This window comes from Pseudomonas sp. B22(2017) (assembly GCF_002113105.1).
In the GTDB taxonomy this organism is placed as follows: domain Bacteria; phylum Pseudomonadota; class Gammaproteobacteria; order Pseudomonadales; family Pseudomonadaceae; genus Aquipseudomonas; species Aquipseudomonas asiatica.
This window is the reverse complement of the sequence record NZ_NEJN01000003.1, coordinates 489,654-515,873: the sequence shown is the minus strand read 5'-3', so window position 1 is coordinate 515,873 and position 26,220 is coordinate 489,654. Positions and strand designations below refer to the sequence as shown.

Here is a 26,220-nt window from a genome sequence, read left to right as displayed (position 1 = left end):
TGTGGGTGCGATGGCAGGGCGGCAGGGCCGCGTAAATGGATGATCAGGCCGGCGATACGACCGACAGGTGCTCGTGGCAGGCCAGCCACCGTTCGCCGTGGCGGCGGAAGACGATGGTCTCGCGCTCGCTCAACTGGTGTTCTTCGCCGGCGATGCGGATGTGCGTGGCCACATCATGCATGAAGATCGCCACGTCACCTTGCAGGCTCACCTGGGCATTGCCCGATTCGCAGGCGAGCACGGCAAACCCGTCGGCCTGCCACTGGGCCCAGAGTTGCTCGTAGGCATGGCGCGACAGCAGCGGTTGCGGCAGTGTGTGGAAAAGGAAGGTGGCGTCTTCGCTGAAGCAGGCGAAATAGCGAGCGGTGTCGTTGCTGGCGAACGCCGCAACGAGGTCGGCGGCGGCTTGCCGTACCTGAAGTGTCTGGTCCACGGGAGTGGCCTCACGGTTCTTGTGATTGTGGTGAAGCGATTCTGGTAGCGGTTGGCGAGGGGAAAAATCGCTGTGGGCAAATAATCAGTTCAGGAATTTGTGAAGTGATGGCTGCGCTTTCTTTACCCCCGCCTGATCTGTGGATTAAGGTGGCGGCTGATCCCCATGGGCTGTAGGCAATGAGCAATTACCAACCACCACTGACGGTGACCCCCCGCATTCTGGCTCTGGTTGCCGAAATCAGCGAGCAAGTGGGATTGTTGACTGCCTACCGTGATGGCACGCTGACGCCACAGCTGCGCCGAGGCAACCGTATCCGCACCATCCAGGCGTCGCTCGCCATCGAGAACAACACCTTGAGCGTGGAGCAGGTAACCGCCTTGCTGGATGGCAAGCGGGTTCTGGGTTTGCCACGCGAAATCCAGGAAGTCCGTAACGCGTTCGCGACCTACGATGCGATGCCTGGTTGGCGCGCTGAGTCCCAGGACGATCTGCTCACTGCGCACGGCATGCTGATGCATGGGCTTATAGATGACGCTGGCCGCTACCGGCGTGGAGGGGTGGGCATCTATCGCGGCACTCGCCTTCTGCATATGGCGCCACCGGCCAGCCGGGTGGCGATGCTGGTGCAGGATTTGTTGCACTGGCTCGCGAACAACGATTGGCATCCGCTGATTACCAGTTGTGTATTCCACTACGAGTTTGAATTCATCCACCCATTTGCTGACGGTAATGGGCGGATGGGACGGTTATGGCAGACCCTTCTCCTCAGCCAGTGGCGGCCGGTGTTGGCGTACCTGCCGGTGGAAACCGTTATTCGTGAGCAGCAGGACGCTTACTACGCTGCCCTGGCCGCCGCCGACCAAGCTGCTGAAGCAACCCCATTTGTCGAATTCATGCTCGAAGCCTTGTTGCGGGCGCTTATCGAAGCAGAAGACAGTGACCAAGTAACCGACCAAGTAACCGACCAAGTAACCGACCAAGTAACCGACCAAGTAACCGACCAAGTAGCGAGTCTCTTGAATGTGCTGCCTGCAGGCGTTGCTTTGAAGAGCAGCGAATTGATGCACCAGCTGGGCCTCTCGCACCGTGCCACATTCCGCAAGAGTTACCTGCACCCGGCACTCGCTGCCGGGTTGATCGAAATGACCGATCCCGAATCACCACGGAGCCCCAAACAGCAGTATCGGCGGGTTGCAAGGTAGGTTTCGCGCCGCGCATCCTGTGGGAGCGGGCGTGCCCGTTCTCATAAGGCTGCACATAACTCATTGAATTAGCAGGGACCCTGTGGGAGCGGCTTTAGCCGCGAACACCGGCGCAGCCGGTGCCAGGCACCGCGTTGGATTCTTCGCGGCTAAAGCCGCTCCCACAGTGTATGCGGACCGCTTGCGAATTCGGCTCTCTACGCGTCAGCGCAGCCCAAAGGGCTTTCAGTTATCCAGCTGTCATCTGACTGCAACGAATATTCAGCAACCTTTCTGCCATCTCCCCGTGCCTCATTGCGAGTTCGAATGGGCCATCCCGCGCTGCATCTGCCACAGGACCACGACCTGTTCGGCCTGCTCTACGCCTTCGCCTTCCGCCCTGGCCAGCCGGGGCGCGAAATCGATTCGGCGCAGTTGTTACGCACGCTCGGCCAGCCGCTGGAACCTGGCGAGTTTCTGTGGGTGCACCTGAACCTGGCCCACGCTGCCTGCGAACGCTGGCTGCGCACCCACCTGCAGTTGCCCGAAGCCTTCTTCGAAACCCTGCGCGAAGGTTCGCGCTCGACCCGTATCGAACACGCCGACTCGGCGCTGCTGGCAGTGGTCAACGATGTGGTGTTCAACTTCGGCCTGGTGTCCTCGGACATCTCCACGCTGTGGGCCTGCGCCAGCAGCCAGTTGCTGGTGAGCGCGCGGTTGCAGCCGTTGCATTCGGTGGACAAGCTGCGCTCGTCGGTCAAGCATGGCGAGCGCTTTCATTCATCCATCGAGTTGCTGGTCCATCTGTTGCGCGACCAGGGCGATGTGCTGACCCAGATCGTGCGTGAAACCACCGCCAGCGTCGACCGCATCGAAGACCAGTTGCTGTCCCAGCGCCTGAGCGACAACCGCGCCGAACTGGGCAGCATGCGCCGGGTGCTGGTGCGCTTGCAGCGCCTGCTGGCGCTGGAGCCGGGGGCGCTGCTGCGCCTGCTCAACCGGCCGCCCGACTGGCTGCAGGAACAGGACATACGCCAGCTGCGCGCGGCCACAGAAGAGTTCACCCTGGTGATCAGCGACCTCACCGCCCTCGGTGAGCGGATCAAGCTGTTGCAGGAAGAAATCGCCGCCAAGCTCAACGAACAGACCAACCGCACCCTGTTCACCCTGACCGTGGTGACCGTGCTGGCGCTGCCGATCAACATCATCGCCGGCTTCTTCGGCATGAACGTCGGGGGTGTGCCGCTGGCGGAAAACCCCCATGGTTTCTGGGTGCTGGTGGCCCTGGTGGCGACCTTCACCGTGCTGGTGGGGCGCTGGGCGTTTCGCAAGCGGCGCGAGTACTGAAGCGACGATCGTCGGTCAGTTCGCCTCCCGCACTGCACTGAGGAACGCCCGGGTCCGCTCCTGTTGCGGGTTTTCGTAGATCTGCGCCGGCGTCCCCTGTTCGTGGATCTGCCCCTTGTAGAAGAAGCACACCCGATCCGCGAACTCCCTGGCAAAGCCCATCTGATGCGTCACCATCAGCATGGTCAGGTTGTGCTCGCTGCCCAACCGGCGGATCACGTTCAGCACCTCGCCACACAGTTCCGGGTCCAGTGCCGAGGTCACTTCGTCGAACAGCATCACCTTGGGCCGCATCGCCAGCGCCCGGGCAATCGCCACGCGTTGTTGCTGGCCACCGGACAACTGCGACGGGTAATGCTCGAACTTGTTGCCCAGGCCAACCATCTCCAGCAGCTCGGCAGCCCGTTCGCGCGCCTCGGCCGGCTTCACGCCCAACACCTGGACCGGGGCTTCGATCACGTTCTGCAAGGCACTCATGTGCGGGAACAGGTTGAAGCTCTGGAACACCATGCCGATCTTCGCCCGCACTTTGCGTACATGGCGCTCGTTGGCGATGAGCTGCGCGCCGTTGCGCCCGGGCATGTGGGTGAGCGATTCGCCATCGACTTCGATCATGCCCTGGTCGATGCCCTCAAGCGTCATCAGTACCCGCAGCAACGTCGACTTGCCCGAGCCGCTGGGGCCGATGATCGCCACCTTTTCGCCGGGGGCGACATCGAGGTTGAGGCCGTCGAGCACGGTGAAGCTGCCGTAGCGTTTGGTCACGTCCTTGAAGCTGACGATCGGTTGGGCAATGGCCGGTGTGGGCATGTGGGTGTCCAGCGGCTGGGTGGCGGTGGCAGTGGCGAAGTGGGTCACAGGGGCGATCATCAGCGGAGCTCCAGGCGCACTTCAAGGCGCCGAACGAGGTAGGCCAGAGCGACGCTCAGGGCCAGGAAGAACAGACCGACCAGGGTGATCGGCTCGAGGTAGCGGAAGCTTTCGGAGCCGACGTTCTTGGCCTGCTGCATGATTTCCACCACGGTGATGGCCGACAGCACCGGGGTGTCCTTGAGCATGGCGATCAGGTAGTTGCCCAACGGCGGCAGGATCGGCCGAATCGCCTGGGGCAGGATGACTGCCCGGTAGGCGGTCCACGGCGCGAAGTTGAGGGCGACCACCGCTTCCCACTGGCTGCGCGCTACCGAGTCGAGGCCGCCGCGGTAAACCTCGGCCAGGTAACAGGCGTAGTGCACGCCGATACCGATGATGCCGGCCTGCATGGCCGTCATGTTGACCCCGTAGTTGGGCAGCACGTAGTAGAGGAAATACACCTGGATCAGCAGCGGCGTACTGCGGATGAACTCGATCAGCAATGCCACCGGCCACGACAGCCAGGCCTGGCGGCTGCGTCGGGCGATGGCCAGGAACAGGCCCAGCACCACTGCGATCAGGAAGCCAACCAAGGTGATGCCCAGGGTTTTCAGCGACGCCTGCAGCAAGTCGGGCAGGATTTGCGCGACGTAGTTCCAGTCCCAGAAATTCATGACAGGCTCCCCCGCAGGCGACCGCGGCTCAGGCGCCGTTCGACCCGACGCATGAGGAAGTTGATGACCTGCGCCAGGACGAAGTAGAGCAGCAGGGTGAGGCTGAAGATTTCCAGGGTCTGGAAGGTCGCCTGGTCCAGTTGACGGGCGCGGAAGCTAAGGTCCGACAGGGTGATCAGCGACACCAGCGAGGTGTTCTTCAGCAGTTCGATCAGCAGGTTGGTGCCAGGTGCGATGGCCGCCAGCAATGCCTGCGGCAGGATGATCCGCCGGAAGCGGGTGGTGGCGGGCATGTTCAGCGCGGTGCAGGCTTCGTACTGCCCCTTGGCCACCGAGCTGATCGCCCCGCGCATCACTTCGGCACCGTAGGCACCGATATGCAGCCCGAGGCCGACGATGGCCACGGTGTAGGCGCTGAGTTCGAGGTTGAACGGTGGCAGCGGCAATACGAAGAACAGCCAGAACAACTGCACCAGCAACGAGGTGCCGCGGAACAGCTCGATGTAGGCCACGCACAACCAGCTCAATGGCCGCCATGACGAACGCCGGCCAAGGGCGGCGAGGATCGCGGCGACGATGGCCAGCAGCGAGCCGAAGAAGGTGACCTGGATGGTGATCCAGGCGCCTTGCAGTAACAACGGTATCAATTCACCCATGGTTCGACCTGAATAATCGGATTACACAGGGAATGGCACGGCAAGCGCCATGCCACCTCGATTCACTGCTGGGCACAGAGCTCGGCGGCGGTCTTGTCAGTCACGTTGCTGCGGTCGAAGCCGAACGGCGCGACGGTCTTCAGATGCTCCTCGCTGCCCAGCCACTTCTTCATCTCGGCGTTGACCGCGTCGCGCAGGGCTTTGTCCTCGGGGCGGAAGGCCAGGGCACCGTAGCCGGTGTGGGCCGGGTCATCGGTGAAGTCGCTGATCGCCTCGACCTTGTCGCCACCCTTTTTCGCCAGGCCCTTCATGGTCAGCTGGGTGCCCACGGCAGCATCGGCGCGGCCGGCGCGCACGGCCTGCAACTGGGCGGTGGTGTCCGGCACCTGAAGGATCTGCGCATCCGTGATGCCGGAGTCGCGGGCATAGGCGAGGTTGACCGTGCCGGCCATGATCGCCAGCTTCACGTCCGGGTTCCTGGCGATGTCGGCGTAGCTGTGCAGGTTCTTCGGATTGCCCTGTGCCACCAGCAGGGTGTCGGGCAGGGCGTACTGCGGGTCGGTGAAGATCACCTGCTTGCAGCGTGCCGGGGTGATGTACATGCCGGCGGCAATCACATCGAAGCGCCCGGCGCGCAAGCCCGGGATCAACGAACCCCACTCGGTGAGCACGCCATCGACCTGTTTGATGCCCATCTTCTCGAAGATGATCTTGGCGATTTCCGGTGACTCCCCGGTTACCCGGCCATCGGTCTCGGTGAAGGCGAACGGAGTTTCGTTGGCGTAGCCGATGCGGATGTGGCTGGTTTCCTTGATTTCGTCCAGGCTGGCGGCCTGGGCGCTGGCAAGCACACCGAAGGTGGCACAGGCCATCAGCAGGCGCTGGAAGGGGCGTGGAACGTTGAAAGGCTGGCTCATCAATGAAGCTCCTGTTTGTTATAAAAACCGTCGTCGACGGCTCTGTGTTAGGAGGCAGTGGAGCAAAACAGCGAAAGCAGGTCGGTCTTTTGTTCGAAGCTGCCGGGCAGCGGGAGTTCGACCTTGGGCCGAGCATACAAAAGCTGAAACGGCCATTGCATTGCACTAGGACAATTGCCCGAAGCACTTGTACGGGGGATGCTGTGGCCCTGGCCCTGGCAAGTGAAGCGAACATCATGATGCACAGTTGGAAGGCAGCCCTGGACGCCGCCCGCATCGGCGAGTCCAAATACAAGATCCTGGTCCAGGCCGTCACCGGCGAGATCGAGCGCGGCGTATTGGTACATGACCAGCGCCTGCCACCGCAGCGCCAGGTAGCCGATGCCCTGGGCATCAGCGTGCAGACCGTGACCAATGCCTACAAGGAACTGGAGCGGCAAGGCCTGGTGCGTTGCGAGATCGGCCGTGGCAGTTTCGTCAGCCGGCGCATGAGCGACCGTGTGTCGGATGACATCATCGACCTGCCCGAGCGTACCCTGGTCGACTTCTCCATCACCCGCATCCTGCACACCCAGGTGCATGAGCGCATCTGGCGCGACACCTGCGCCGAGCTGGCCGTGGAAGAGGAGCAGCCGTGGATCCATGCCTACCGGCCCATCGCCGGTTTCGAGAGCCACCGCGAGGCGGCGGTGCGCTGGCTTGCCGGCCTGGGCATGCAGGTCGAGCGTGACGATGTGCTGGTCACCAACGGCGCCGCCCACGCCATCTTCCTGGCCCTGGCCTCGCTGGCCGGGCCGGATGATGTGGTGCTGTGCGAGGGGTTGACCGACCATGGCGTGATCGGCAATTCACAGGTGCTCGGTTTTACCCTCAAAGGCCTGGAGATGGACCGCGAGGGCATCAACCCGGAACATTTCGAGGACATCTGCAGCAACGAGCGGGTGACCGCGCTGGTGTGCACACCCAACCTCAACAACCCGACCGTCAGCCTGATGCCCGACAGCCGCCGCCAGGAGATTGCCGAAATTGCCCGGCGCTTTGGTGTGCATATCATCGAAGATGACGTTTACGGGCCGCTACTGGGTGGCAGCCATGCCAGGCCACTCAGTTCCTATGCGCCGGAGCTGTCGTTCTACTGCACCAGCATGACCAAGTCGGTGCTTACCGGCCTGCGCGTGGGCTACCTGGCCATGCCCAAGCGCCTGGCGCTGCGCACCGAGAGCATCTTGCGGGTCAACAGCTGGATGGCCACGCCCTTGGTGGCGGAAATTGCATCGCGCTGGATCAACGATGGGCGCGCGGCGCAGCTGGTGGCGCTGCAGCGCACCTTGCTGGGCGAGCGTCAGGCGTTGTTGCGTGAGTATCTGGGGGATTATGTGCGTGGTCAGCACGCCCATGCCCTAGGGGCGTGGCTGAACATTCCCGAGCGCTGGGAAGTGGACAGCCTGGTGCGTGCCTTGCGCCGCCGGCAGATTGCGGTGACGCCGCCGGAGCCGTTCCTGGTGCGCGGTACACCGCGGCCACGGGCCGTGCGCTTGTGCGTGGGCGCCGAGTGTTCCGAGGCAAAGCTGCGCCAGGCCTTTGGCGATATGCGGGAGTTGTTCGGGCAGTATCCGCAGATCCACGAGCTTTGAGCGGCCTGTACCGGCCTCTTCGCGGGTAAACCCGCTCCCACAGGTTCCGTGCGAGGTTCAGGAAATGCGCGATTCCTGTGGGAGCGGGTTTACCCGCGAAGAGGCCGGTACAGGCAAAAACAAATTCCCCGGCAAATTGCCCTAGTACATTCATCACGACAATTTTCGCCTCATACACTCCGCCCAACATCAGCTCACTTGTTGGGTCCCGGTCATGTCAGCGCTCTCGCTTCACGATCTCTACCTCGCCCGCCAGCTTATCCACGGCCTGGTGCGCAGCACGCCGCTGGAACTTTCCCCCAGCCTGTCACGGCACCTGGGCACGCCGGTCTACCTGAAGCTCGAGGCCCTGCAGACTACCGGCAGCTTCAAGCTGCGCGGCGCCAGCAATGCCATCGCCGCACTTGGCGCTGACCAACGCACATGCGGCGTGGTTACCGCCTCCACCGGTAATCACGGCCGGGCGGTGGCCCACGCTGCTGCGCAACTGGGCGTGAAGGCAACCGTGTTTCTTTCGCAACTGGTGCCAGCCAACAAAGTCCAGGCCATCCGCGATCTGGGCGCCGAAGTGTGCATCGTCGGCCACTCCCAGGACGATGCCCAGCAGGCCGCGCAACAACATGCCGACCAACAGGGCGCAACCCTGATCCCACCTTTCGATCACCCTCAGGTCATCGCCGGCCAGGGCACGTTGGGCCTGGAAATCATCGAGCAGTTGCCCGAGGTGGAGCAGGTGCTGATTCCGCTCTCCGGTGGTGGCCTGTTCGCAGGTGTGGCGTTGGCCATGAAAAGCATCAAGCCGGCGATCACCACCCATGGCATCAGCATGCAGCGCGGCGCGGCGATGTACGCCAGCCTGCAGGCCGGCAGGCCGGTCGAGGTTGAGGAGCTGCCGACACTCGCTGACTCGCTCGGCGGCGGCATCGGCCTGGGCAACCAGCACACCCTGAACATGACCCAGCGTCTGCTCGACCAACTCCACCTGCTGCCGGAAGCGTCGATCGCCAATGGCATGCGCCACGCCTACCAGCACGAACGGTTGGTACTCGAAGGTGCCGGTGCAGTCGGCATCGCAGCGCTGCTCGACGGCTTGGTGACGGCCCGCGGCCCGGTGGTGGTGGTGGTCAGCGGGCGCAACGTCGACAGCGCACAACATCAGCGCGTCATCAATGGCGGCGACGCCTGAAATTCACGTTCCTTCACTGGAGGTATTCGAATGCCGGCCATCACCTTGCTCAGCGAAGCCGACCTGCGTAGCTGCATTACCCTCGACCGCGACGCGATCAATGCCATCGAGCAGGCCTTTGCCCTGCTTGCCACGGCCAATGTGGCGATGCCGCCGATCCTGCGCCTGGATGTGCCCGAGCACAACGGCGAGGTGGACGTGAAAACCGCCTACCTGCCTGGTCTGGAGCGTTTCGCGATCAAGGTCAGCCCAGGCTTTTTCGACAACCCCAAGCTTGGCCTGCCCAGCCTCAACGGCATGATGATGCTGCTGTCGGCCCGCACTGGCCTGCTCGATGCCTTGCTCCTCGACAATGGCTACCTCACCGCCGTGCGCACCGCTGCAGCCGGTGCGGTGGCTGCCCGCTGGCTGTCGCGGCAGGACAGCCGCAGCGTGGCCTTGATCGGCAGTGGCGAACAGGCACGCCTGCAGCTGCAGGCACTGCGCCTGGTGCGGCCGATCGAGAAGGTCAAGGTGTGGGGGCGCGATGCGCAGAGAACCGCAGCGTTATGTGATGACCTGGGGCGCGATGGGCAACTGCAGGTACAGGCCTGCGACAGTGTCGACCAGGCCATGCAGGCGGTCGATATCGCCATCACCTGCACCCCCAGCCGCGAGCCGCTGATCCTGCCGCATCACCTGCAACCGGGGCTGCACATCACTGCCATGGGCTCGGATGCCGAGCACAAGAACGAGATCGCGCCCACGGCCCTGGCCCGGCTCGACCGTTATGTGGCCGACCGCCTGAGCCAGACCCGCGTGCTGGGCGAACTGCACCACGCCTTGCGCACTGGCGCGGTCAGCGAACAGGCCGTTCATTCCGAGCTGGGCCAGATCATCGCCGGCCTGCACCCGGGCCGTGCGCAGGCCGAAGAGGTCACCCTGTGCGACCTGACAGGCACCGGGGCCCAGGACACCGCCATCGCCAACCTTGCCTTCGAACGCGCAATCGCCGCCCACAAAGGCCTGGCGTTTCACAGCTGACAGTTTTCGCAACCCACTCACAAGAAGGGCATCCGTATGTCACAGACAGTGGTCAACCTGCCGTTCAGCCGGCAGGAGTACGCCCAGCGCCTGGCCAAGACCCGCGCTGCCATGCAGGCACAGGGCCTGGAGCTTTTGCTGGTTACCGATCCATCGAACATGGCCTGGCTCACCGGCTATGACGGCTGGTCGTTCTACGTGCACCAGTGCGTGCTGCTGGCGCTCGATGGCGAGCCGATCTGGTTTGGCCGCGGCCAGGACGCCAATGGCGCAAGGCGCACGGTGTTCATGCGGCACGACAACATCGTCGGCTACCCGGATATCTATGTGCAGTCACGCGAGCGCCACCCGATGGACTACCTGTGCCAGGAGGTGATTCTGGCCAAGGGCTGGGGCGGCCTGAGCATCGGCGTGGAGATGGACAACTACTACTTCAGCGCGGCGGCCTACCAGGCCCTGTGCAAGCACTTGCCGCAGGCGCGCTTCAGCGATGCCGCCGGGCTGGTCAACTGGCAGCGGGCGGTCAAGTCGCCGCAGGAAATCGAATACATGCGTATCGCCGCGCGCATCGTCGAACAGATGCACGGGTGCATCCTCGAACGCATCGAGCCCGGCATGCGCAAGAACGAGCTGGTGGCCGAGATCTACCGCAGCGGCATTCTCGGTGTCGATGGCCATGGCGGCGACTACCCGGCCATCGTGCCGTTGCTGCCGACTGGCGCAGATGCCAGCGCGCCGCACCTTACCTGGGACGATTCCCCGTTCACCCGCGGCGCCGGCACGTTCTTCGAGATTGCCGGCTGCTACAAGCGCTACCACTGCCCGCTGTCGCGTACCGTGTACCTGGGCAAGCCGCCGCAACACTTTCTTGATGGCGAAAAGGCGGTGGTCGAAGGTATCGCGGCCGGCCTCGATGCCGCGCGGCCAGGCAACACCACCGGTGACATCGCCAGGGCGTTCTTCCGTGTGCTGGAGAAGTTCGGCATACACAAGGACAGCCGCTGTGGTTACCCGATCGGTATCAGTTACCCGCCAGATTGGGGCGAGCGCACCATGAGCCTGCGCCCGAGCGACACCAGCGTGCTGCAACCGGGCATGACCTTCCACTTCATGCCGGGGCTGTGGATGGACGACTGGGGCCTGGAGATCACCGAAAGCATCCTCATCACCGAGACCGGGGTCGAGACCCTGTGCAACGTGCCGCGCCAGCTGTTCGTGAAGGACTGACCCATGAATGCAATCGCACAGGCCGCCGCCACGGTGGCCAACCCGATCACCTGTACCTTGGATTTCGAGCAGGACGGTTTGCAGCACGGCTTCCTCAAGCTGCCGTACTCGCGTGACGACTCGGCCTGGGGGGCAGTGATGATTCCGCTGACGGTGGTCAGGAATGGCAATGGCCCTACTGCCTTGCTCACTGGTGGCAATCACGGTGATGAATACGAAGGACCGGTGGCGCTGAGCAAGCTGGCTCAGCAGCTGCAGCCCGAGCAGGTAAACGGGCGGGTGATCATCGTGCCGTTCATGAACACACCGGCGTTCCAGGCGGGCACCCGTACTTCGCCGATCGACCGGGGCAACCTCAACCGCAGCTTCCCTGGCCGGCCTGATGGCAGCGTGACGGAAAAGATCGCCGATTATTTCCGGCGCACCTTGCTGCCGTTGGCCGATATCGTCCTGGACATCCACTCCGGTGGTCGCACCCTCGATTTCCTGCCGTTCGCTGCATGCCATGTGCTGCCCGACAAGGCCCAGCAGGCCCGTTGTGAAGCCGGCATGCAGGCCTTCGCCGCGCCCTACAGCATGCGCATGCTCGAGCTGGATGCGCAGGCGATGTACGACACCGCGGCAGAAGAGCAGGGCAAGGTGTTCATCACCACCGAACTGGGCGGTGGTGGCACCTCCACGGCGAAAAGCGTGGCCCTGGCGGAGCGCGGCGTGCGCAATGTGCTGATTCACGCCGGCATCCTCGCCGGCGAAGTGGAGCAGGGCGAGACAACCCTGCTGGACATGCCCGATGGCGATTGCTTCATCGCCAGCGAGCACGACGGCTTGCTGGAGATGTGCCGCGACCTGGGCGGAACGGTCAGCCAGGGTGAGGTGATCGCCCGTATCCATGACATCCGCCGCACCGGCAGCGCCCCGGTCGAGTACCGCGCCCGACGCAATGGCTTGCTCGCAGCCCGGCACTTTCCCGGCCTGGTGCAGTGCGGCGACACCCTGGCGGTGATCGCCGACGTACTGGCCTGAACCTGGCGCCACGACAACGAGGTATGGAGAACAGTCATGTCACACCACTACCCATTCAACAGCCTGTGCCACGTCGATGGCCAATGGCTGCACAGCCACAGCGGCAACAGCATCGCCGTGCATGACCCGGCCAACCGCCAGGTCATCGGCCATGTGCCGCTGCTCGACCACGAGCAGATCGTCGCCGCGGTGGATGCCGCCCAGCGGGCTTTCCCGGCCTGGCGCCAGCAGAGTCTGGACAGCCGCGCCGCGCTGTTGCGGCGCTGGGCTGAATTGATGCTCGAGCACCAGGAGGCTCTGGCGCGCATTCTCAGCGAGGAACAGGGTAAGCCGCTGGCCGAAGCACGCGGTGAAATAGCCTATGCGGCAAGCTTCATCCCCTGGTTTGCCGAGGAGGCCCGGCGCCTCAACGGGCAGACTATCCCCAGCCATATTCCGGGTGCCCAGCTGAGTACGCTGAAGGAGCCCGTCGGGGTCTGCGCGCTGCTCACCCCGTGGAACTTCCCCAGTGCCATGATCACCCGCAAGGCGGCTGCGGCGTTGGCGGCCGGCTGCACGGTGGTGGTCAAGCCGGCCCACGAAACACCGTTTTCGGCGCTGGCCCTGGCCCAGCTGGCAGAGGACGCCGGCTTCCCGCCGGGGGTGTTCAACGTGGTAATCGGCGAGCCGCAGATGGCCATGGAAACCCTGGTGCGCGACAGCCGCGTGCGGGCGGTCAGCTTCACCGGCTCGACCCGTGTCGGCAAGCTGGTGCTGCAAGCCGCGGCTCAGGATGTGAAGAAAGTGGCGCTGGAGCTGGGCGGCAACGCGCCGTTCATCGTCTGCGCCGATGCCGACCTGGAGCTGGCCGTGCGGGTGGCCGTGGCCGCCAAGTTCCAGACGTCTGGCCAGGACTGCTGCGCGGCCAACCGGATCATGGTGCAGCGGCCGTTGTACGAAGCATTCCTGATGCGTTTCGCCGAAGCGGTGCGGGCGCTGAAAGTTGGCCCGGCGATGGTCGATGGCGAGGAGACGGCGGCAGAGGTCGGCCCGTTGATGCACCAGGCCGCCTTCGATGCCACCCAGGCCCGGGTCGAGGACGCCCTGCAGCGTGGCGCCCGGCGCCTGGTCGGAGGCGAGGGCCATGCGCTGGGTGGCTGGTTCTTCCAGCCGACGGTGCTCGCCGATGTCACGCCGGCGATGCGCATCTACCAGGAAGAAAACTTCGCGCCTATTGCCGGGGTCATGCCGTTCGACACGCTGGAGCAGGCCATCACCATGGCCAATGACACCGAGTACGGCCTGGCTGCCTACATCGTCGGCAACCGCCTCGATGTCGTGCACCCGCTGGTGCGCCGGCTCGACCACGCGATGGTGGCGATCAACGGCGTCAAGTTCACCGGCCACCCCATCCCGTTCGGCGGCATGAAGGCCTCGGGCCTGGGCCGCGAAGGCGGCAGCGAGGGCTTCGAACCCTTCGTCGAAACCAAATACGTTTGCTTGCACCACCACGGTCAGTTCTAAGGAGTGTTTGCCATGAGCCAAGATTTCAGCCAGCTGTTCGAACAGGACCGCGCCCACTTCATGCACCCTTCGACCCACGCCCATGACCACGCCAGCGGCGCGCTCAAGGGCCGGATCATCACCGGTGCCGAGGGCATCCGCCTGCGTGACCATGAAGGCCGCGAACTGATAGACGCCTTCGCCGGCCTGTACTGCGTGAACATCGGTTACGGGCGTACCGAGGTCGCTGACGCCATCCATCGCCAGGCCAAGGAGCTGGCGTATTACCACACCTACGTCGGCCACTCGACCGAAGCGATCATCGAGCTTTCCAGCCGCATCATCGACTGGGCGCCGGCCGGGATGAAAAAGGTCTATTACGGCCTGTCGGGTTCCGATGCCAACGAGACCCAGGTCAAGCTGGTGCGCTACTACAACAACATCCTCGGTCGTCCACTCAAGAAAAAGATCATCTCTCGCGACCGCGGCTATCACGGCTCGGGCATCATGACTGGCAGCCTTACCGGCCTGCCCAGCTTCCACCAGCATTTCGACCTGCCGGTGGAGGGCGTCAAGCATACGGTCTGCCCGCACTGGTACCGCAAGGCACCGGCCGACATGGACGAGCAGGCCTTCGTGCGCTATTGCGCCGACGAGCTGGAGCAGCTGATCCTGGCCGAAGGCCCCGATACCGTCGCCGCGTTCATTGGCGAGCCGCTGATGGGCACCGGTGGCATCATCGTGCCGCCCAAGGGCTACTGGAAGGCGATCCAGGCCGTGCTCGATCGCTACGACGTGCTGCTGATCGCCGACGAAGTGGTGTGCGCCTTCGGCCGCCTGGGCTCGAAGATGGGCAGCCAGCGCTACGACATCCGCCCGGACCTGATCACCACGGCCAAGGGCCTGACCAGCGCCTATGCGCCTCTGTCGGCAGTGATCGTTGGTGAGAAGGTGTGGAACGTGATCGAAGAAGGCTCGCAGAAGGCCGGCCCGATGGGCCACGGCTGGACCTACTCCGGGCACCCGATCTGCGCGGCGGCGGCGCTGGCCAACCTGGATATTCTCGAGCGCGAGAACCTGACCGAGAATGCCGAAGTGGTGGGGGCATACCTGAACCGGCGCATGCGCGAAACCTTCGAAGGCCACCCGCTGGTAGGTGAAGTACGGGGTGACGGCATGCTTTGCGCAATCGAGTTCATGGCCGATCGCGAGGCGCGTACGGCGTTCGACCCGGCGTTGAAAGTCGGGCCACAGGTGTCGGCAGCGTGCCTTGAGCGCGGGATGATCGCCCGGGCCATGCCGCATGGTGACATTCTCGGTTTCGCACCGCCGTTGGTGCTGAACCAGGAGGATGCCGAAAAGATCGTCGCCATCACCAAGGTGGCGGTCGATGAGGTAGCTGGCAAGGTGCTCGGCTGAGCATTGCAGGGGCCGCCATGCGGCCCCATCGCCGGCCTTGGCAGGCGAACCGACTGACGGTTCCATCCACCTTTCATCCTTGCCTACGCTGATATTCCCAACCCGCTAACGCAAGGAAACCCGTCATGGCCTTCCAATACAAGCGTCTGGACAAGAACAACGCCGCCGTGCTGCTGGTCGACCACCAGACCGGCCTGCTCTCGCTGGTAAGGGACATCGACCCCGACCGCTTCAAGAACAACGTCCTGGCCCTGTCGGACCTGGCCAAGTACTTCAAGCTGCCGACCATTCTCACCACCAGTTTCGAGACCGGCCCCAACGGCCCGCTGGTGCCCGAACTGAAAGAGCAGTTCCCCGACGCCCCGTACATCGCCCGGCCTGGCAACATCAACGCCTGGGACAACGAGGACTTCGTCAAGGCCGTCAAGGCTACCGGCAAGAAGCAGCTGCTGATCGCCGGCGTGGTGACCGAAGTGTGCGTGGCCTTCCCGGCTCTGTCGGCGCTGGAGGAGGGCTTCGAGGTATTTGTCGTCACCGATGCCTCCGGCACCTTCAACGAACTGACCCGTGACTCGGCCTGGCGGCGCATGGAGGCCGCCGGGGCGCAACTGATGACCTGGTTCGGCGTGGCCTGCGAGCTGCACCGTGACTGGCGCAATGACATTGAAGGGCTGGGGACCCTGTTCTCCAACCATATTCCGGACTACCGCAACCTGATGACCAGCTATAACAAGATGGCCAAGTAGTCCGGCCTTGGAGGCACCGAGTACCCTGTGGGAGCGGGTTCACCCGCGAATGCGTCGGTAGCTTCAATGACGCATTCGCGGGTAAACCCGCTCCCACACCCTCCCCGGAACACTCACCACAAGCGAAGCGGCAAACTGCCATGGATCGACCATACTGACTCTTCATTCGCCCTCAGGAGAGCGCCATGTCGAAGTCGTCCAGGAAGAGAGACCCCAAGGACCATCCAGAGAAACTGGGCGGCAAGGCGTACGAGAAGGAACTCAAGCAGCTGCATGTGGAGCTGGTGAAGCTGCAGGAATGGGTGGTGGCCAAGGGCCTGAAGGTGTGCATTGTCTTCGAGGGCCGCGATGGCGCCGGCAAGGGCGGTACCATCAAGGCCATTACCGAGCGCGTCAGCCCGCGAGTATTCCGCGTGGTGGCGCTGCCGGCGCCAACCGAGCGGGAAAAGAGCCAGATGTATGTGCAACGCTACCTGGGCCACCTGCCTGCCGCGGGCGAGGTAGTGATCTTCGACCGCAGCTGGTACAACCGCGCCGGTGTCGAGCGAGTGATGGGCTTCTGCAGTGAAGAGCAGAGCAGCAAGTTTCTCACCGTGGTGCCGCTGTTCGAAAAGATGATGGTCGAGTCGGGGATCATCCTCATCAAGTACTGGCTGGAGGTCAGCGCCGAAGAGCAGACCCGCCGCCTGCAGGACCGTATCAACGATGGCCGCAAGCTGTGGAAGCTGTCGCCGATGGACCTCAAGTCATACACACGCTGGGATGAATACACCCGGGCCCGCGACGACATGTTCGCCGCCTCTGATTCGTCCTGGGCACCGTGGTTCATGGCCCATTCCAACGACAAGCGCCGTGCCCGGCTGAACATCATCAGCCATCTGCTGACGCGCATTCCCTACAAGGACATCACCCGCGACGGGCTGGTGAAATTGCCCAAGCGCGGCAAGATCGGCAAATACAAGGCCGTCAACTACCCGTTCAAGGTCGTCGAAGAGCGTTTCTGATCTCTCCCCACGGGGAGCAGCGAGGGTGCGAGCCTATGCCACATGATGGCAGCCTGTTGCAGGCGACGGTGGTGTTCCTGCTGGCCGTGGTGCTTCTGGTACCGCTGGCGCAGCGTTTGAAAATGGGGGCGGTGCCCGGCTATCTGCTGGCGGGCATCCTCATAGGGCCATCGGTATTTGGCTTGCTGAACAACCCGGATAACGTGGCACGCCTGTCGGAGATGGGTGTGGTGATGCTGCTGTTCGTCATCGGCCTGGAGCTGTCGCCGCGACGTTTGTGGAGCATGCGCCGGGCGCTGTTTGGCGTCGGCTCGCTACAAGTGGGCCTGAGTGCTGTAGTGCTTGGCCTGCTGGCGTACTGGCTGTTCGGCCAGTCGAAGCCGGCTGCCATCGTGCTGGGCCTGGGCCTGGCGCTGTCGTCCACCGCGTTTGGCCTGCAGGTACTGGCCGAGCGCAAGGACCTGGGCAAGCCGCACGGCCGCCTGGCCGTGGCGATCCTGCTGTTCCAGGACATTGCCGCGATCCCGCTGATTGCCGTGGTGCCGCTGCTCGGTGGTGATGTCAGTACCGCCGACGAAGGCGCCTGGCCGGTGTTGGCGGTGGTGGTTGGCATAGGTGTGCTGATCATCTTTGGCCGCTACCTGTTGACCCCTGTTTTCAAGTGGACAGTCGGTTCGGGCCTGCCCGAGCTGTCTACCGCTACCGCCTTGCTGGTGGTGCTGGGCACCGCCTGGGTGATGGAGCACGTGGGCGTGTCGATGGCGCTGGGGGCATTTCTGGCGGGCGTATTGATGGCCGAGTCGCCTTTCCGTCACGAACTGGAAACCCAGATCGAGCCCATCAAGGGTTTGCTGCTGGGGCTGTTCTTCGTTGGCGTGGGGATGAGCGCCGACCTGCGCCTGCTGTTCGGCATGCCGTTAATGGTGCTGGGGCTGACCCTGCTGCTGGTGATGATCAAATTGCCGCTGCTTTATGGCCTGGGCCGCACCGCAGGTGGGCTCACCCAGGCCCAGGCGCTGTGCCTGGGCGTGGTGCTGGCGTCTGGCGGCGAGTTTGCCTTCGTGGTGTTCAAGCTGGCGTTGGATCATCAGGTGCTGGGGCAGCAGGTGCATGACCTGCTGGTGCTGGCCATCACCTTGTCGATGGCGGTAGTGCCGTTGGTAATGATGGCCCTGGCGCGGCAGTTGCGTGACGACAACCCCACACCGGCAGCCCCTGAAGCGGGCCACTGAATCGCGCCACATGGCGCACCTGGAGTTTGGAGGTGAAGCATGCAACCGGGTATCAAGATGGACAGCCGCCTGTCGCGGGGCTTGCTCGATGTGCTCATCAAGGCCGGCCTGGTGGCTGCGCTGGTGATATTCGCCTTCCAGACGTTCCAGCCGTTCCTGGAGCTGATGCTGTGGTCGGTGATCCTGGCGGTGACCTTGTACCCGTTGTATTGCCGCATCCAGCGCCGCACAGGGCTCAAGGACGGGCTTTCGGCGACGCTGGTCGTTCTGCTGGTACTGGTCGTGCTGCTGGTGCCGATCTACCTGGTGGTGATGTCCATCGGCGAGTCGGTGGACAGCCTGGTGACGCTGCTCAAGAGCGGTACCTGGAGCGTGCCGGCCCCTCCCGACTCGGTGGCGGCCTGGCCGCTGATCGGGCCGAAGGTGCATGCCTTGTGGCTGGCCGCCTCGGAAAACATGGCCGGTGTGCTGAACCAGTGGATGCCCCAGCTCAAGGGTGCCGGGCGCACGGTGCTGGGGGCAGCAGCCAGCGCAGGCGGCGCGTTCCTGCTGTTCATCGCGGCGATCATCGTCTCGGGCATCATCATGGCGTTCGGTGAACGCGGCGAAATCGCGGCGCAGCGCATCGCCATGCGGGTGTCGGGGGAGGAGCGCGGCAAGCCATTGGCCAAGCTGTGCACCGCCACCATTCGCGCGGTGGCCCAGGGCGTGATCGGCATTGCCTTCATCCAGATGCTGCTGATCGGTGTCGGCTTCGTCATCAAAGGGGTACCGGGGGCGGGGATGCTGGCAATCGTCATCCTCATGCTGGGGATTGCCCAGGCACCGGCCACGTTGATAACGGTGCCGGTGATCATCTACATCTTCAACGTCGAAGGCTTTACCGTGGCGACCATTATTTTCGCCATCTACACCTTCGTCGCCGGGCTTGCCGACAACGTGCTCAAGCCGCTGCTGCTGGGGCGCGGGGTGGACGTGCCGATGCCGGTGGTGCTGATCGGGGCACTGGGCGGCATGGTGGTCAAAGGCATCATCGGCCTGTTCATCGGGCCGGTGATCCTGGGCGTCACTTATGTACTGTTCTGGCAGTGGGTGGCGCTGCAGGTGCCGGAAAATCCCGTCGAACCGTCGGCGTAAGCCAAGGCCTGCCATGCCCGGACGCTTCTGTGGTTGTGCACTGAGCCTGGCTGCCGCGTTGGTGGGCTGTACCCAGGTCGGCCCGGATTTCCAGCCGCCGCAGGACCCGTGGCTGGGCACCTGGAACACCCCGCTGCTGGAGCAGGCCGGGCAGCAGGCCGCGGCGCCCGACCTGCGCCAGTGGTGGGCCGTGTTCGCCGACCCTGCCCTGGATGCCTTGATCGCCGAGGCCGATGCCAATAACAGCAACCTGCGCATGGCTGGTTTGCGCGTTGCCGAAGCCCGCGCCCAGTTGGCCATCGTGCAGACCGGGCGTTATCCACAGCTGCAGCAACTGCGCGCACAGAGCCTTTACCTGAAACAGGATCAGTCCGGTACCGCCACCGCTCGCGATTCGGTGTTCTGGCAATCCAGCGCGGGCTTCGACATCGGCTGGGAAATCGACTTCTGGGGGCGCTTCAGTCGCGCAATCGAAAGCGCCGACGCCGTCTACTTCGCCTCCCAGGCCAATTATGCCGATGCCATGCTGCTGTTGCGTGCGCAGGTGGCCGACACCTACTTTGCCCTGCGCACCGCCGAGGCGCGGCTGGATATCGCCGAAGAAAACGCCCGCCGCCAGGAGCGCAGCCTGGAGATAACCGAGCGGCTGTTCCGTCATGGCGAAAACGACGAACTCGACTGGCAACAGGCGCGCACCCAGTATCTGGCTACCCAGGCCACCATCCCCGAGTTCCAGAACCAGCTCAATGCCCTGCGCAACGTGCTGTGCTCGCTGCTGGGCCGCGCGCCCGGGCCGCTGCCACAGCTGGATGCCGGTCACGGCCAGTTGCCGTTGCCGAACCGTGCCGTGCTGCAGGATGTGCCCGCCCGCCTGCTGCAGCGCCGCCCGGACATCCGTGCCGCCGAGCAGGCGGTAGCGGCGCAGTCGGCGCTGGTCGGGGTGGCCGAGGCCGACCTTTATCCACAACTGAGCCTGTTGGGCAGCATCGGCTGGAGTTTCGTCACGGCCAATCATTTGCCCGATACCTTCGACATCGCCGCCGGGCCCAGCCTGATCTGGAACCCGTTCGACTACGGCCGACGCAAGAACGCTGTGCGCGTGGAAGATGCCCGCTTGCAGCAACTGATCGAGCTGTATCACCAGGATGTGCGCGAAGCCGCCCGTGAGGCCGACGATGCCGCCAGCGGGCTGGTGCGCTCGCTGCAGAGCGCAAGTATCCGCGACCAGGCCTCGCAGGCCGCGCAGCGCTCCCTGAACCTGGCCAGCTCGCAGTACCGCGAAGGCTTTGCCGACTTCCAGCGCGTGCTCGACGCCCAGCAACTGCTGCTGCAGCAACAGGACGGCTATCTGGTCAGTCGCGGCAATGCGGTCAGCAGCCTGGTGACACTGTACAAGGCCCTGGGCGGTGGCTGGGACGCCAGCCGCGCACCGATCGACCCGGCGACCCGCCAGCAGATGCAGCAACGCACCGACTGGGGTGAACTGCTTGACGAGCCAGGCCCCAGGGCACATGCACAAGGTGAAACGAAATGAGCGACACCACGCCGACGCCATCCCCGCCAGCCCCCGATCGCGGCATGCGCTGGGTGCTGCTGCTGATTGTCGTGAGCCTGCTGTGGTACCTGCTGGCCGATCGCTTCACGCCCTATACCCAGCAAGCCCGCCTCCAGGCCTACGTGGTGCCGGTGAGTGCCGAGGTGGCTGGGCAGGTGAAGCGTGTGGCGGTGGGCAACAACCAGGAAGTGCGCAAGGGCGATGTGTTGTTCGAACTGGACCAGGAGCAATATCGCATTGCCCTGGCTCGCGCCGAAGCCGACCTGGACACGGTACGCCGGCAGATCGGCGCCCACACCGCTGGCATCGACTCGGCCCAGGCGGCGCTGGTGGCAGCCCAGGCCAACGAGCGCAAGGCCCGGCAGGACGCCGAGCGGCTCAAGCGCCTGATCGATGAAGACCCGGGCACGGTGTCGGTGCGCCGCCTGGAGGGCGCCCAGGCCAGCCGCGACCAGGCCATCAGCCAGGTGGCGGCAGCCCGTGCCGAAGTTGAGCGGGCCCGTGAGCAGCAGGGCGGAGCGCAGGACGACAACGCCCAACTGCGCAGCGCGGCGGCCAATGTGGAAAAAGCCCGGCTGGACCTGGCGCGCACCATGGTACGCGCCGATGCAGACGGGTTGATCACCGACCTGCGCACCGACGTTGGCCACTATGTTGGCGCCGGCAGCCCGATGATGACCCTGATCGCTATCCATGACGTGTGGATAAGTGCCGACATGACCGAGAACAACCTAGGTCGGCTGCGCCCTGAAACCCCGGTGCTGGTAGTGCTCGATGCGCTGCCCGGCACGGTGTTGAAGGGGCGCATTCGCAGCATCGGCTACGGTGTGAGCGTAGGCCAGAGTGCCCCGCCAGGTACGTTGCCGACCGTACAGAACAGCCGCGAGTGGCTGCGCTCCGCACAGCGCTTCCCGGTTATCGTCGAACTGGAGCGTGACCAGTTGCAGGACAAGACCGTATTGCGGGTCGGTGGCCAGGCCGAAGTCATGGCCCTGCCAAGCGAGGGCAACCCATTGAACCTGCTGGGCCGGCTGTTCATGTGGCTGATGAGCTGGCTGTCGTATGCCTATTGAACTACGCCGCCTGCGTGCCCTGCGCCTGGCCTGGGGCGTGGCGCTTTGCCTGGCGGTGAGTTTCGGCGTCGGCTTGCCGGTACCGATCCTGGCGCCGGTGTTCGCGGTGTTGTTGCTGGCCATGCGCAGCCAGCCCTTGCCCCTGCGTGCGGCACCGGCCTTGGCGGTGCTGGTGCTGCTTGCCTGCGGCAGCGGGCTGCTGCTGATTCCGCTGCTGCGCCATGCCCCGGTAAGCGGGGTGTTGCTGGTGAGTGTGGGGGTTTTCCTTACCTTGCGTTATGCACTGAAAGGCGGCAATGGCCTGTTGGCCAATTTGCTGGTTATCGGCCTGACCATGATCGCTGCCGCCGGCACCAGCGACTTCAGCCTGGCGCTGTCGGTGGTCGAAGCGCTGGCCAAAGGCATGCTGCTGGCGGTGCTGGGCACGGCAGCGGCGCATGTGCTGTTTCCCGAGCCGGCCGATGCGCCGGCGCAACCGGCACCGCCTCTGCTCGACAGTGACCAGGTGAGCTGGGTTGCCTTGCGTGCTACGTTGATCGTCATGCCGGCCTTCTTGCTGGCGCTGATCGCCCCGGACCAGTACATGCCGCTGATCATGAAGGCAGTGAGCCTGGGGCAGCAGGCTGGTGAGACCCGCGCACGGCATGCCAGCCGCGAACTGATCGGCTCGACCTTGCTGGCCGGGTTGCTGGCGATATTGATGTGGGGCGCGTTGAGCCTGTTCGTGCACCTGTGGATGTTTTTCCTGTGGGTGCTGCTGTTCGTTCTCTGGCAGGGGCGCAGGCTCTACCGTGCGGTGGATACCAGGCAAAGCCCGGCGTACTGGGTGAGTTGCCTGACGACCATGCTGATCTTGCTGGGGCAGTCGGTGCAGGACAGCGCGGGCGGGCAGGATGTGTACCGCGCCTTTGCCGTACGCATGGCGCTGTTTCTGGCGGTGTCGGTGTATGCCAGTGCCATGCTGATCTGGATCGACCGGCTTCGGATGCGGCGTGGGCTTCTTCGCGGGTGAACCCGCTCCCACAGGAATCGCGTTGCCCATGGGATCACGCAATTCTTGTGGGAGCGGGTTTACCCGCGAAGAGGCCAGCCCAGGAAAACCTAGGGCTTCCAGTCAACCCCACTCTCTTCCAGGTAGGCATCCACCGCTGCCCCAACAGTGGGATGAAATGCCGACTCCCCCATATGCTCGAACAACTCGAACTGCCGCATCTTGTCCTTTACCGGGTCCTTCATCTCGGCAAACTGCAACTCCACCCCCCGCGCCTCCAGCGCCCGGTCCAGTTCGGCCAGCATGTCCGCCGAGGTGATATCTATGCTGGTCACCGGCTCTGCCGCGATCACCAGCCGTTGTACCGAGGTAGGTGATGCATCCACCGCCGCCATCACTGTGCTCTGGAACTGTTCGGCATTGGCAAAGAACAGCGGGGCATCCCAACGCAGCAGCACCAGCCCCGGAATGCGTCGGGCCTGTGGATAACGCTGCACATCATGGTAACCGCGGGTGCCATCCACCCGTCCCAGCACCGCATGATGCGGCCGCCAGCCGTCCCACAGGAATTCGATCACTGATATCGCCACGGCAATGCCGATACCGGGAATCGCCCCGAACACCGCCACACCGACGAAACAGGTGAACGACAGCCAGAATTCCCATTGCTGCATGCGGAAGATGCGCTTGAGGTCGGCGAACTCGAACAGGCCCAATGCTGCGGCAATCACCACTGCCGCCAGGGCGCTGTTGGGCAGGTGTTGCATCAGGTTGGGCGCCACCAGCAGCAACAGGGTCACCGCCAGCGCGCCGATGATGCCGGTGAGCTGGGTCTGCGAGCCGGCCGCTTCGGCCACGGGGGTGCGTGACGAGCTGCTGCTGATGGGGATGCCCTGGAACAGCCCCGAGGCCAGGTTGGCCACACCCAGGCCGAACATTTCCTGGTTGGGGTTGACCGGGGCCTTCATGCGCGCGGCGTATGAACGTGACAGCACACTGGTATCGGCGAACGACACCAACGCTACTGCGATGCCGCCGAGCAGCACCTCCACCAGGTCGATACCGCTGACCCAGGGGAACACGAAGCTGGGTAGCCCCTGGGGCAGTTCGCCGAGCACTTTCACGCCTTGCTGGTCGAGCCCCAGCAGGCTCACCGCCAGCGTGGCCAGCACCACAGCAATGAGAATGCCCGGCAAACGCTTGAACGGCTTGAGCAGCAGGATCAGCGCCAGGCTACCGCCACCGACCACGAAGCTTGGCCAATGGCCATGGCCGGCGAGCAATGCCTGGATCAGGTTCCAGGTATCCCGCAGCGGGCCCTGGCTGTCGACCGACAGGCCGAACAGTTTGGGCAACTGGCTGATCAGCACCGTGAGGGCGATGCCGTTCATGTAGCCATAGCGGATCGGCTTGGACAGCAGTTCGGTGATGAAGCCCAGGCGCAGCAAACCGGCGATCACACAGAACGCCCCGGCGACCAGGGCCATCATGCTGGCGATGGCGATTGCCCGTTGCGGGTCGCTGGCGGCGTATTGCACCACCACTGCCAGTATCGGCGCGGCCAGCGCCGAGTCCGGGCCCAGCACCAGGATGCGGCTGGGGCCGAACAGGGCGTAGGCCAGCAGCGGGATGATGGTGGCGTACAGGCCGTAGATGCCAGGTACGCCGGAAGCTTCGGCATAAGCGATACCCACCGGCACCAGCATGGTGGTGAGCACCAGGCCTGCGGCGATGTCTTTGGGCAGCCAGGCGGGTTGGTAGTGGAGCAGGGTGACCAGGCCGGGTAACCAGCGTTGCCAGTCGAGGCGGGTTTTTTCGGGCATGGTGCGTGCGTCCAGGGGAGGGTGCTGAATCACAGCTTAGATGCTGAATTCCGGGGCCGCTCTGCGGCCCTTTCGCGACACAAGGCCGCTCTCATAGAACAACACATGACTCATTGGTTCGGCGAGGTTCTGTAGGAGCAGCCTTGTGCTGCGAAGAGGCCGGTACTGACAAAGCCTGTCTGTTGCTTGTATTGGCCTCTTCGCAGCACAAGGCTGCTCCTACAAAGGCCGCGTCAGACGAGCGATATTTGTTCTCTGCGCGACAGCGCAGCCCAAAAGGGCTGGCTAATCTCCCACAGGGGAATGCGTTGGTTCAGGCGACGCGTTCCGTTGTAGGAGCGGCCTTGTGTCGCGAAAGGGCTGCAAAGCAGCCCCTGATTTCAGCGGCGTTGCAAATACTGTTGGGGCTGCTCCTGAAGGGCGTGTGCATGATCAGAAAAAACAAAACCCCTTGAGGCGTTGGCCTCAAGGGGTTCGTGGGTACTGCGGTCTGGCGCTTAGACGTTGAAGCGGAAGTGCATCACGTCACCGTCCTTGACGATGTAGTCCTTGCCTTCCAAACGCCATTTGCCGGCTTCCTTGGCACCGCTCTCACCCTTGAACTGGATGAAGTCGTCATAGGCCACCACTTCAGCGCGGATGAAACCTTTTTCGAAGTCGGTGTGGATCACGCCAGCGGCCTGTGGTGCGGTAGCACCGACGCGTACGGTCCAGGCGCGTACTTCCTGCACGCCGGCAGTGAAGTAGGTCTGCAGGTTCAGCAGCTCATAACCGGCGCGGATAACGCGGTTCAGGCCAGGCTCTTCCAGGCCCAGGGCCTCGAGGAACATATCCTTCTCTTCACCGTCTTCCAGTTCGGCGATTTCCGCTTCGATCTTGTTGCACACCGGCACCACTACCGCGCCTTCTTCCTCGGCGATGGCCTTGACCACGTCCAGGTGCGGGTTGTTGTCGAAGCCGTCTTCGGCCACGTTGGCGATGTACATGACCGGCTTGCTGGTCAGCAGGTGGAAGCCGCGGATGACCGCCTTGTCTTCGGCGCTCATGTTCTTCATCAGGCTGCGCGCTGGCTTGCCTTCGGTGAAGTGCGGGATCAGCTGTTCGAGGATGGCCTTCTGCGCCAGGGCTTCCTTGTCGCCGCCCTTGGCGTTGCGGGCAACCTTCTGCAGCTGCTTCTCGCAGCTGTCGAGGTCGGCGAAGATCAGCTCGAGGTCGATGATCTCGATGTCACGCTTGGGGTCGACGCTGTTGGAAACGTGGATCACGTTCTCGTCTTCGAAGCAGCGCACCACGTGGGCAATGGCGTCGGTCTCGCGGATGTTGGCGAGGAACTTGTTGCCCAGGCCTTCGCCTTTCGAGGCACCAGCCACCAGGCCGGCGATGTCGACGAACTCCATGGTGGTCGGCAGGATGCGGTTTGGCTTGACGATTTCAGCCAGTGCATTCAAGCGCGCATCGGGCATCGGCACGATGCCGCTGTTAGGCTCGATGGTGCAGAAGGGGAAGTTCTCCGCCGCGATGCCAGACTTGGTCAGGGCGTTGAACAGGGTGGACTTGCCGACGTTGGGCAGGCCGACGATGCCGCAATTGAAACCCATGGGT

Annotated in this window: 23 protein-coding genes; 16 read left to right on the top strand and 7 right to left on the bottom strand. The window is 63.9% G+C overall.

Going from position 1 to position 26,220, the window contains the following annotated elements:
• Window positions 1-43: 43 nt before the first annotated feature.
• Window positions 44-433, bottom strand: coding sequence for a nuclear transport factor 2 family protein (locus CAG18_RS09990; protein ID WP_015268917.1), 390 nt, complete (start codon window positions 431-433; stop codon window positions 44-46).
• Between the two features lie 179 nt (window positions 434-612).
• Here CAG18_RS09990 and CAG18_RS09985 point away from each other — a divergent pair, with 179 nt between their 5' ends.
• Window positions 613-1,638: a Fic family protein gene (locus CAG18_RS09985; RefSeq protein WP_085720820.1), complete on the top strand. Its 1,026-nt coding sequence runs from the start codon at window positions 613-615 to the stop codon at window positions 1,636-1,638.
• A 306-nt stretch (window positions 1,639-1,944) separates the two neighbouring features.
• Window positions 1,945-2,964 carry a transporter gene (locus tag CAG18_RS09980; RefSeq protein WP_085720819.1) on the top strand — a complete coding sequence of 340 codons (1,020 nt, stop codon included), beginning with the start codon at window positions 1,945-1,947 and terminating at the stop codon, window positions 2,962-2,964.
• A 15-nt stretch (window positions 2,965-2,979) separates the two neighbouring features.
• On the opposite strand, the gene ehuA is transcribed toward CAG18_RS09980, so the two are convergent.
• The 4 genes from ehuA to ehuB all read right to left on the bottom strand — a co-directional run bounded on the left by ehuA (window position 2,980) and on the right by ehuB (window position 6,063).
• Window positions 2,980-3,774, bottom strand: coding sequence for an ectoine/hydroxyectoine ABC transporter ATP-binding protein EhuA (gene ehuA, locus CAG18_RS09975; protein ID WP_075046875.1), 795 nt, complete (start codon window positions 3,772-3,774; stop codon window positions 2,980-2,982).
• 59 nt (window positions 3,775-3,833) lie between these two features.
• Window positions 3,834-4,490 (bottom strand): ectoine/hydroxyectoine ABC transporter permease subunit EhuD, encoded by a 657-nt coding sequence (gene ehuD, locus CAG18_RS09970; protein WP_003256382.1) that lies wholly within the window; start codon window positions 4,488-4,490, stop codon window positions 3,834-3,836.
• Window positions 4,487-5,146 (bottom strand): ectoine/hydroxyectoine ABC transporter permease subunit EhuC, encoded by a 660-nt coding sequence (gene ehuC, locus CAG18_RS09965; protein ID WP_015268921.1) that lies wholly within the window; start codon window positions 5,144-5,146, stop codon window positions 4,487-4,489. Before ehuC ends, ehuD begins: the two co-directional genes overlap by 4 nt.
• Window positions 5,147-5,208: 62 nt before the next feature.
• Window positions 5,209-6,063 (bottom strand): ectoine/hydroxyectoine ABC transporter substrate-binding protein EhuB, encoded by an 855-nt coding sequence (ehuB, locus tag CAG18_RS09960; RefSeq protein ID WP_015268922.1) that lies wholly within the window; start codon window positions 6,061-6,063, stop codon window positions 5,209-5,211.
• Between the two features lie 239 nt (window positions 6,064-6,302).
• On the opposite strand from ehuB, the gene CAG18_RS09955 reads away from it, so the two are divergent.
• From CAG18_RS09955 to CAG18_RS09890, 14 genes are all read left to right on the top strand, one after another.
• The gene (locus CAG18_RS09955) at window positions 6,303-7,697 is read left to right on the top strand and encodes a PLP-dependent aminotransferase family protein (RefSeq protein ID WP_025337665.1); all 1,395 of its coding nucleotides are present in this window, start codon (window positions 6,303-6,305) and stop codon (window positions 7,695-7,697) included.
• 214 nt (window positions 7,698-7,911) lie between these two features.
• Window positions 7,912-8,883: a hydroxyectoine utilization dehydratase EutB gene (eutB, locus tag CAG18_RS09950; protein WP_085720818.1), complete on the top strand. Its 972-nt coding sequence runs from the start codon at window positions 7,912-7,914 to the stop codon at window positions 8,881-8,883.
• Between the two features lie 30 nt (window positions 8,884-8,913).
• Complete coding sequence (locus CAG18_RS09945) at window positions 8,914-9,906, top strand: cyclodeaminase (RefSeq protein ID WP_015268925.1); 993 nt, start codon at window positions 8,914-8,916, stop codon at window positions 9,904-9,906.
• A gap of 36 nt (window positions 9,907-9,942) precedes the next feature.
• Entirely contained in the window at window positions 9,943-11,133 is a 1,191-nt protein-coding gene (doeA, locus tag CAG18_RS09940; RefSeq protein ID WP_015268926.1) for an ectoine hydrolase DoeA, read from the top strand.
• 3 nt (window positions 11,134-11,136) lie between these two features.
• On the top strand, window positions 11,137-12,156 hold the full coding sequence (gene doeB / locus CAG18_RS09935; protein WP_015268927.1) for a N(2)-acetyl-L-2,4-diaminobutanoate deacetylase DoeB: 1,020 nt from the start codon (window positions 11,137-11,139) through the stop codon (window positions 12,154-12,156).
• A gap of 36 nt (window positions 12,157-12,192) precedes the next feature.
• Window positions 12,193-13,659, top strand: coding sequence for an NAD-dependent succinate-semialdehyde dehydrogenase (locus CAG18_RS09930; RefSeq protein ID WP_015268928.1), 1,467 nt, complete (start codon window positions 12,193-12,195; stop codon window positions 13,657-13,659).
• Window positions 13,660-13,671: 12 nt separating this feature from the next.
• Complete coding sequence (locus CAG18_RS09925) at window positions 13,672-15,057, top strand: aspartate aminotransferase family protein (protein WP_015268929.1); 1,386 nt, start codon at window positions 13,672-13,674, stop codon at window positions 15,055-15,057.
• A 125-nt stretch (window positions 15,058-15,182) separates the two neighbouring features.
• On the top strand, window positions 15,183-15,803 hold the full coding sequence (gene ycaC / locus CAG18_RS09920) for an isochorismate family cysteine hydrolase YcaC (protein ID WP_013970853.1): 621 nt from the start codon (window positions 15,183-15,185) through the stop codon (window positions 15,801-15,803).
• A 185-nt stretch (window positions 15,804-15,988) separates the two neighbouring features.
• Window positions 15,989-16,807 (top strand): polyphosphate kinase 2, encoded by an 819-nt coding sequence (ppk2, locus tag CAG18_RS09915; RefSeq protein ID WP_015268930.1) that lies wholly within the window; start codon window positions 15,989-15,991, stop codon window positions 16,805-16,807.
• Between the two features lie 35 nt (window positions 16,808-16,842).
• On the top strand, window positions 16,843-18,039 hold the full coding sequence (locus tag CAG18_RS09910) for a monovalent cation:proton antiporter-2 (CPA2) family protein (protein ID WP_015268931.1): 1,197 nt from the start codon (window positions 16,843-16,845) through the stop codon (window positions 18,037-18,039).
• 39 nt (window positions 18,040-18,078) lie between these two features.
• The gene (locus CAG18_RS09905) at window positions 18,079-19,176 is read left to right on the top strand and encodes an AI-2E family transporter (protein WP_015268932.1); all 1,098 of its coding nucleotides are present in this window, start codon (window positions 18,079-18,081) and stop codon (window positions 19,174-19,176) included.
• Between the two features lie 13 nt (window positions 19,177-19,189).
• Entirely contained in the window at window positions 19,190-20,710 is a 1,521-nt protein-coding gene (locus CAG18_RS09900; RefSeq protein ID WP_085720817.1) for an efflux transporter outer membrane subunit, read from the top strand.
• The gene (locus CAG18_RS09895) at window positions 20,707-21,804 is read left to right on the top strand and encodes an HlyD family secretion protein (protein ID WP_015268934.1); all 1,098 of its coding nucleotides are present in this window, start codon (window positions 20,707-20,709) and stop codon (window positions 21,802-21,804) included. The genes CAG18_RS09900 and CAG18_RS09895 overlap by 4 nt, the downstream gene beginning before the upstream one ends.
• Window positions 21,794-22,816 (top strand): DUF2955 domain-containing protein, encoded by a 1,023-nt coding sequence (locus CAG18_RS09890; protein ID WP_085720816.1) that lies wholly within the window; start codon window positions 21,794-21,796, stop codon window positions 22,814-22,816. The genes CAG18_RS09895 and CAG18_RS09890 overlap by 11 nt, the downstream gene beginning before the upstream one ends.
• Before the next feature lie 89 nt (window positions 22,817-22,905).
• Here CAG18_RS09890 and CAG18_RS09885 read toward each other — a convergent pair whose 3' ends face one another.
• Together CAG18_RS09885 and ychF are read right to left on the bottom strand one after the other, a co-directional pair.
• On the bottom strand, window positions 22,906-24,618 hold the full coding sequence (locus CAG18_RS09885) for a SulP family inorganic anion transporter (protein WP_015268936.1): 1,713 nt from the start codon (window positions 24,616-24,618) through the stop codon (window positions 22,906-22,908).
• A 497-nt stretch (window positions 24,619-25,115) separates the two neighbouring features.
• A complete protein-coding gene (gene ychF / locus CAG18_RS09880) occupies window positions 25,116-26,216 on the bottom strand; it encodes a redox-regulated ATPase YchF (protein WP_013970895.1) in 1,101 nt (366 codons plus the stop codon).
• Window positions 26,217-26,220: the final 4 nt, after the last annotated feature.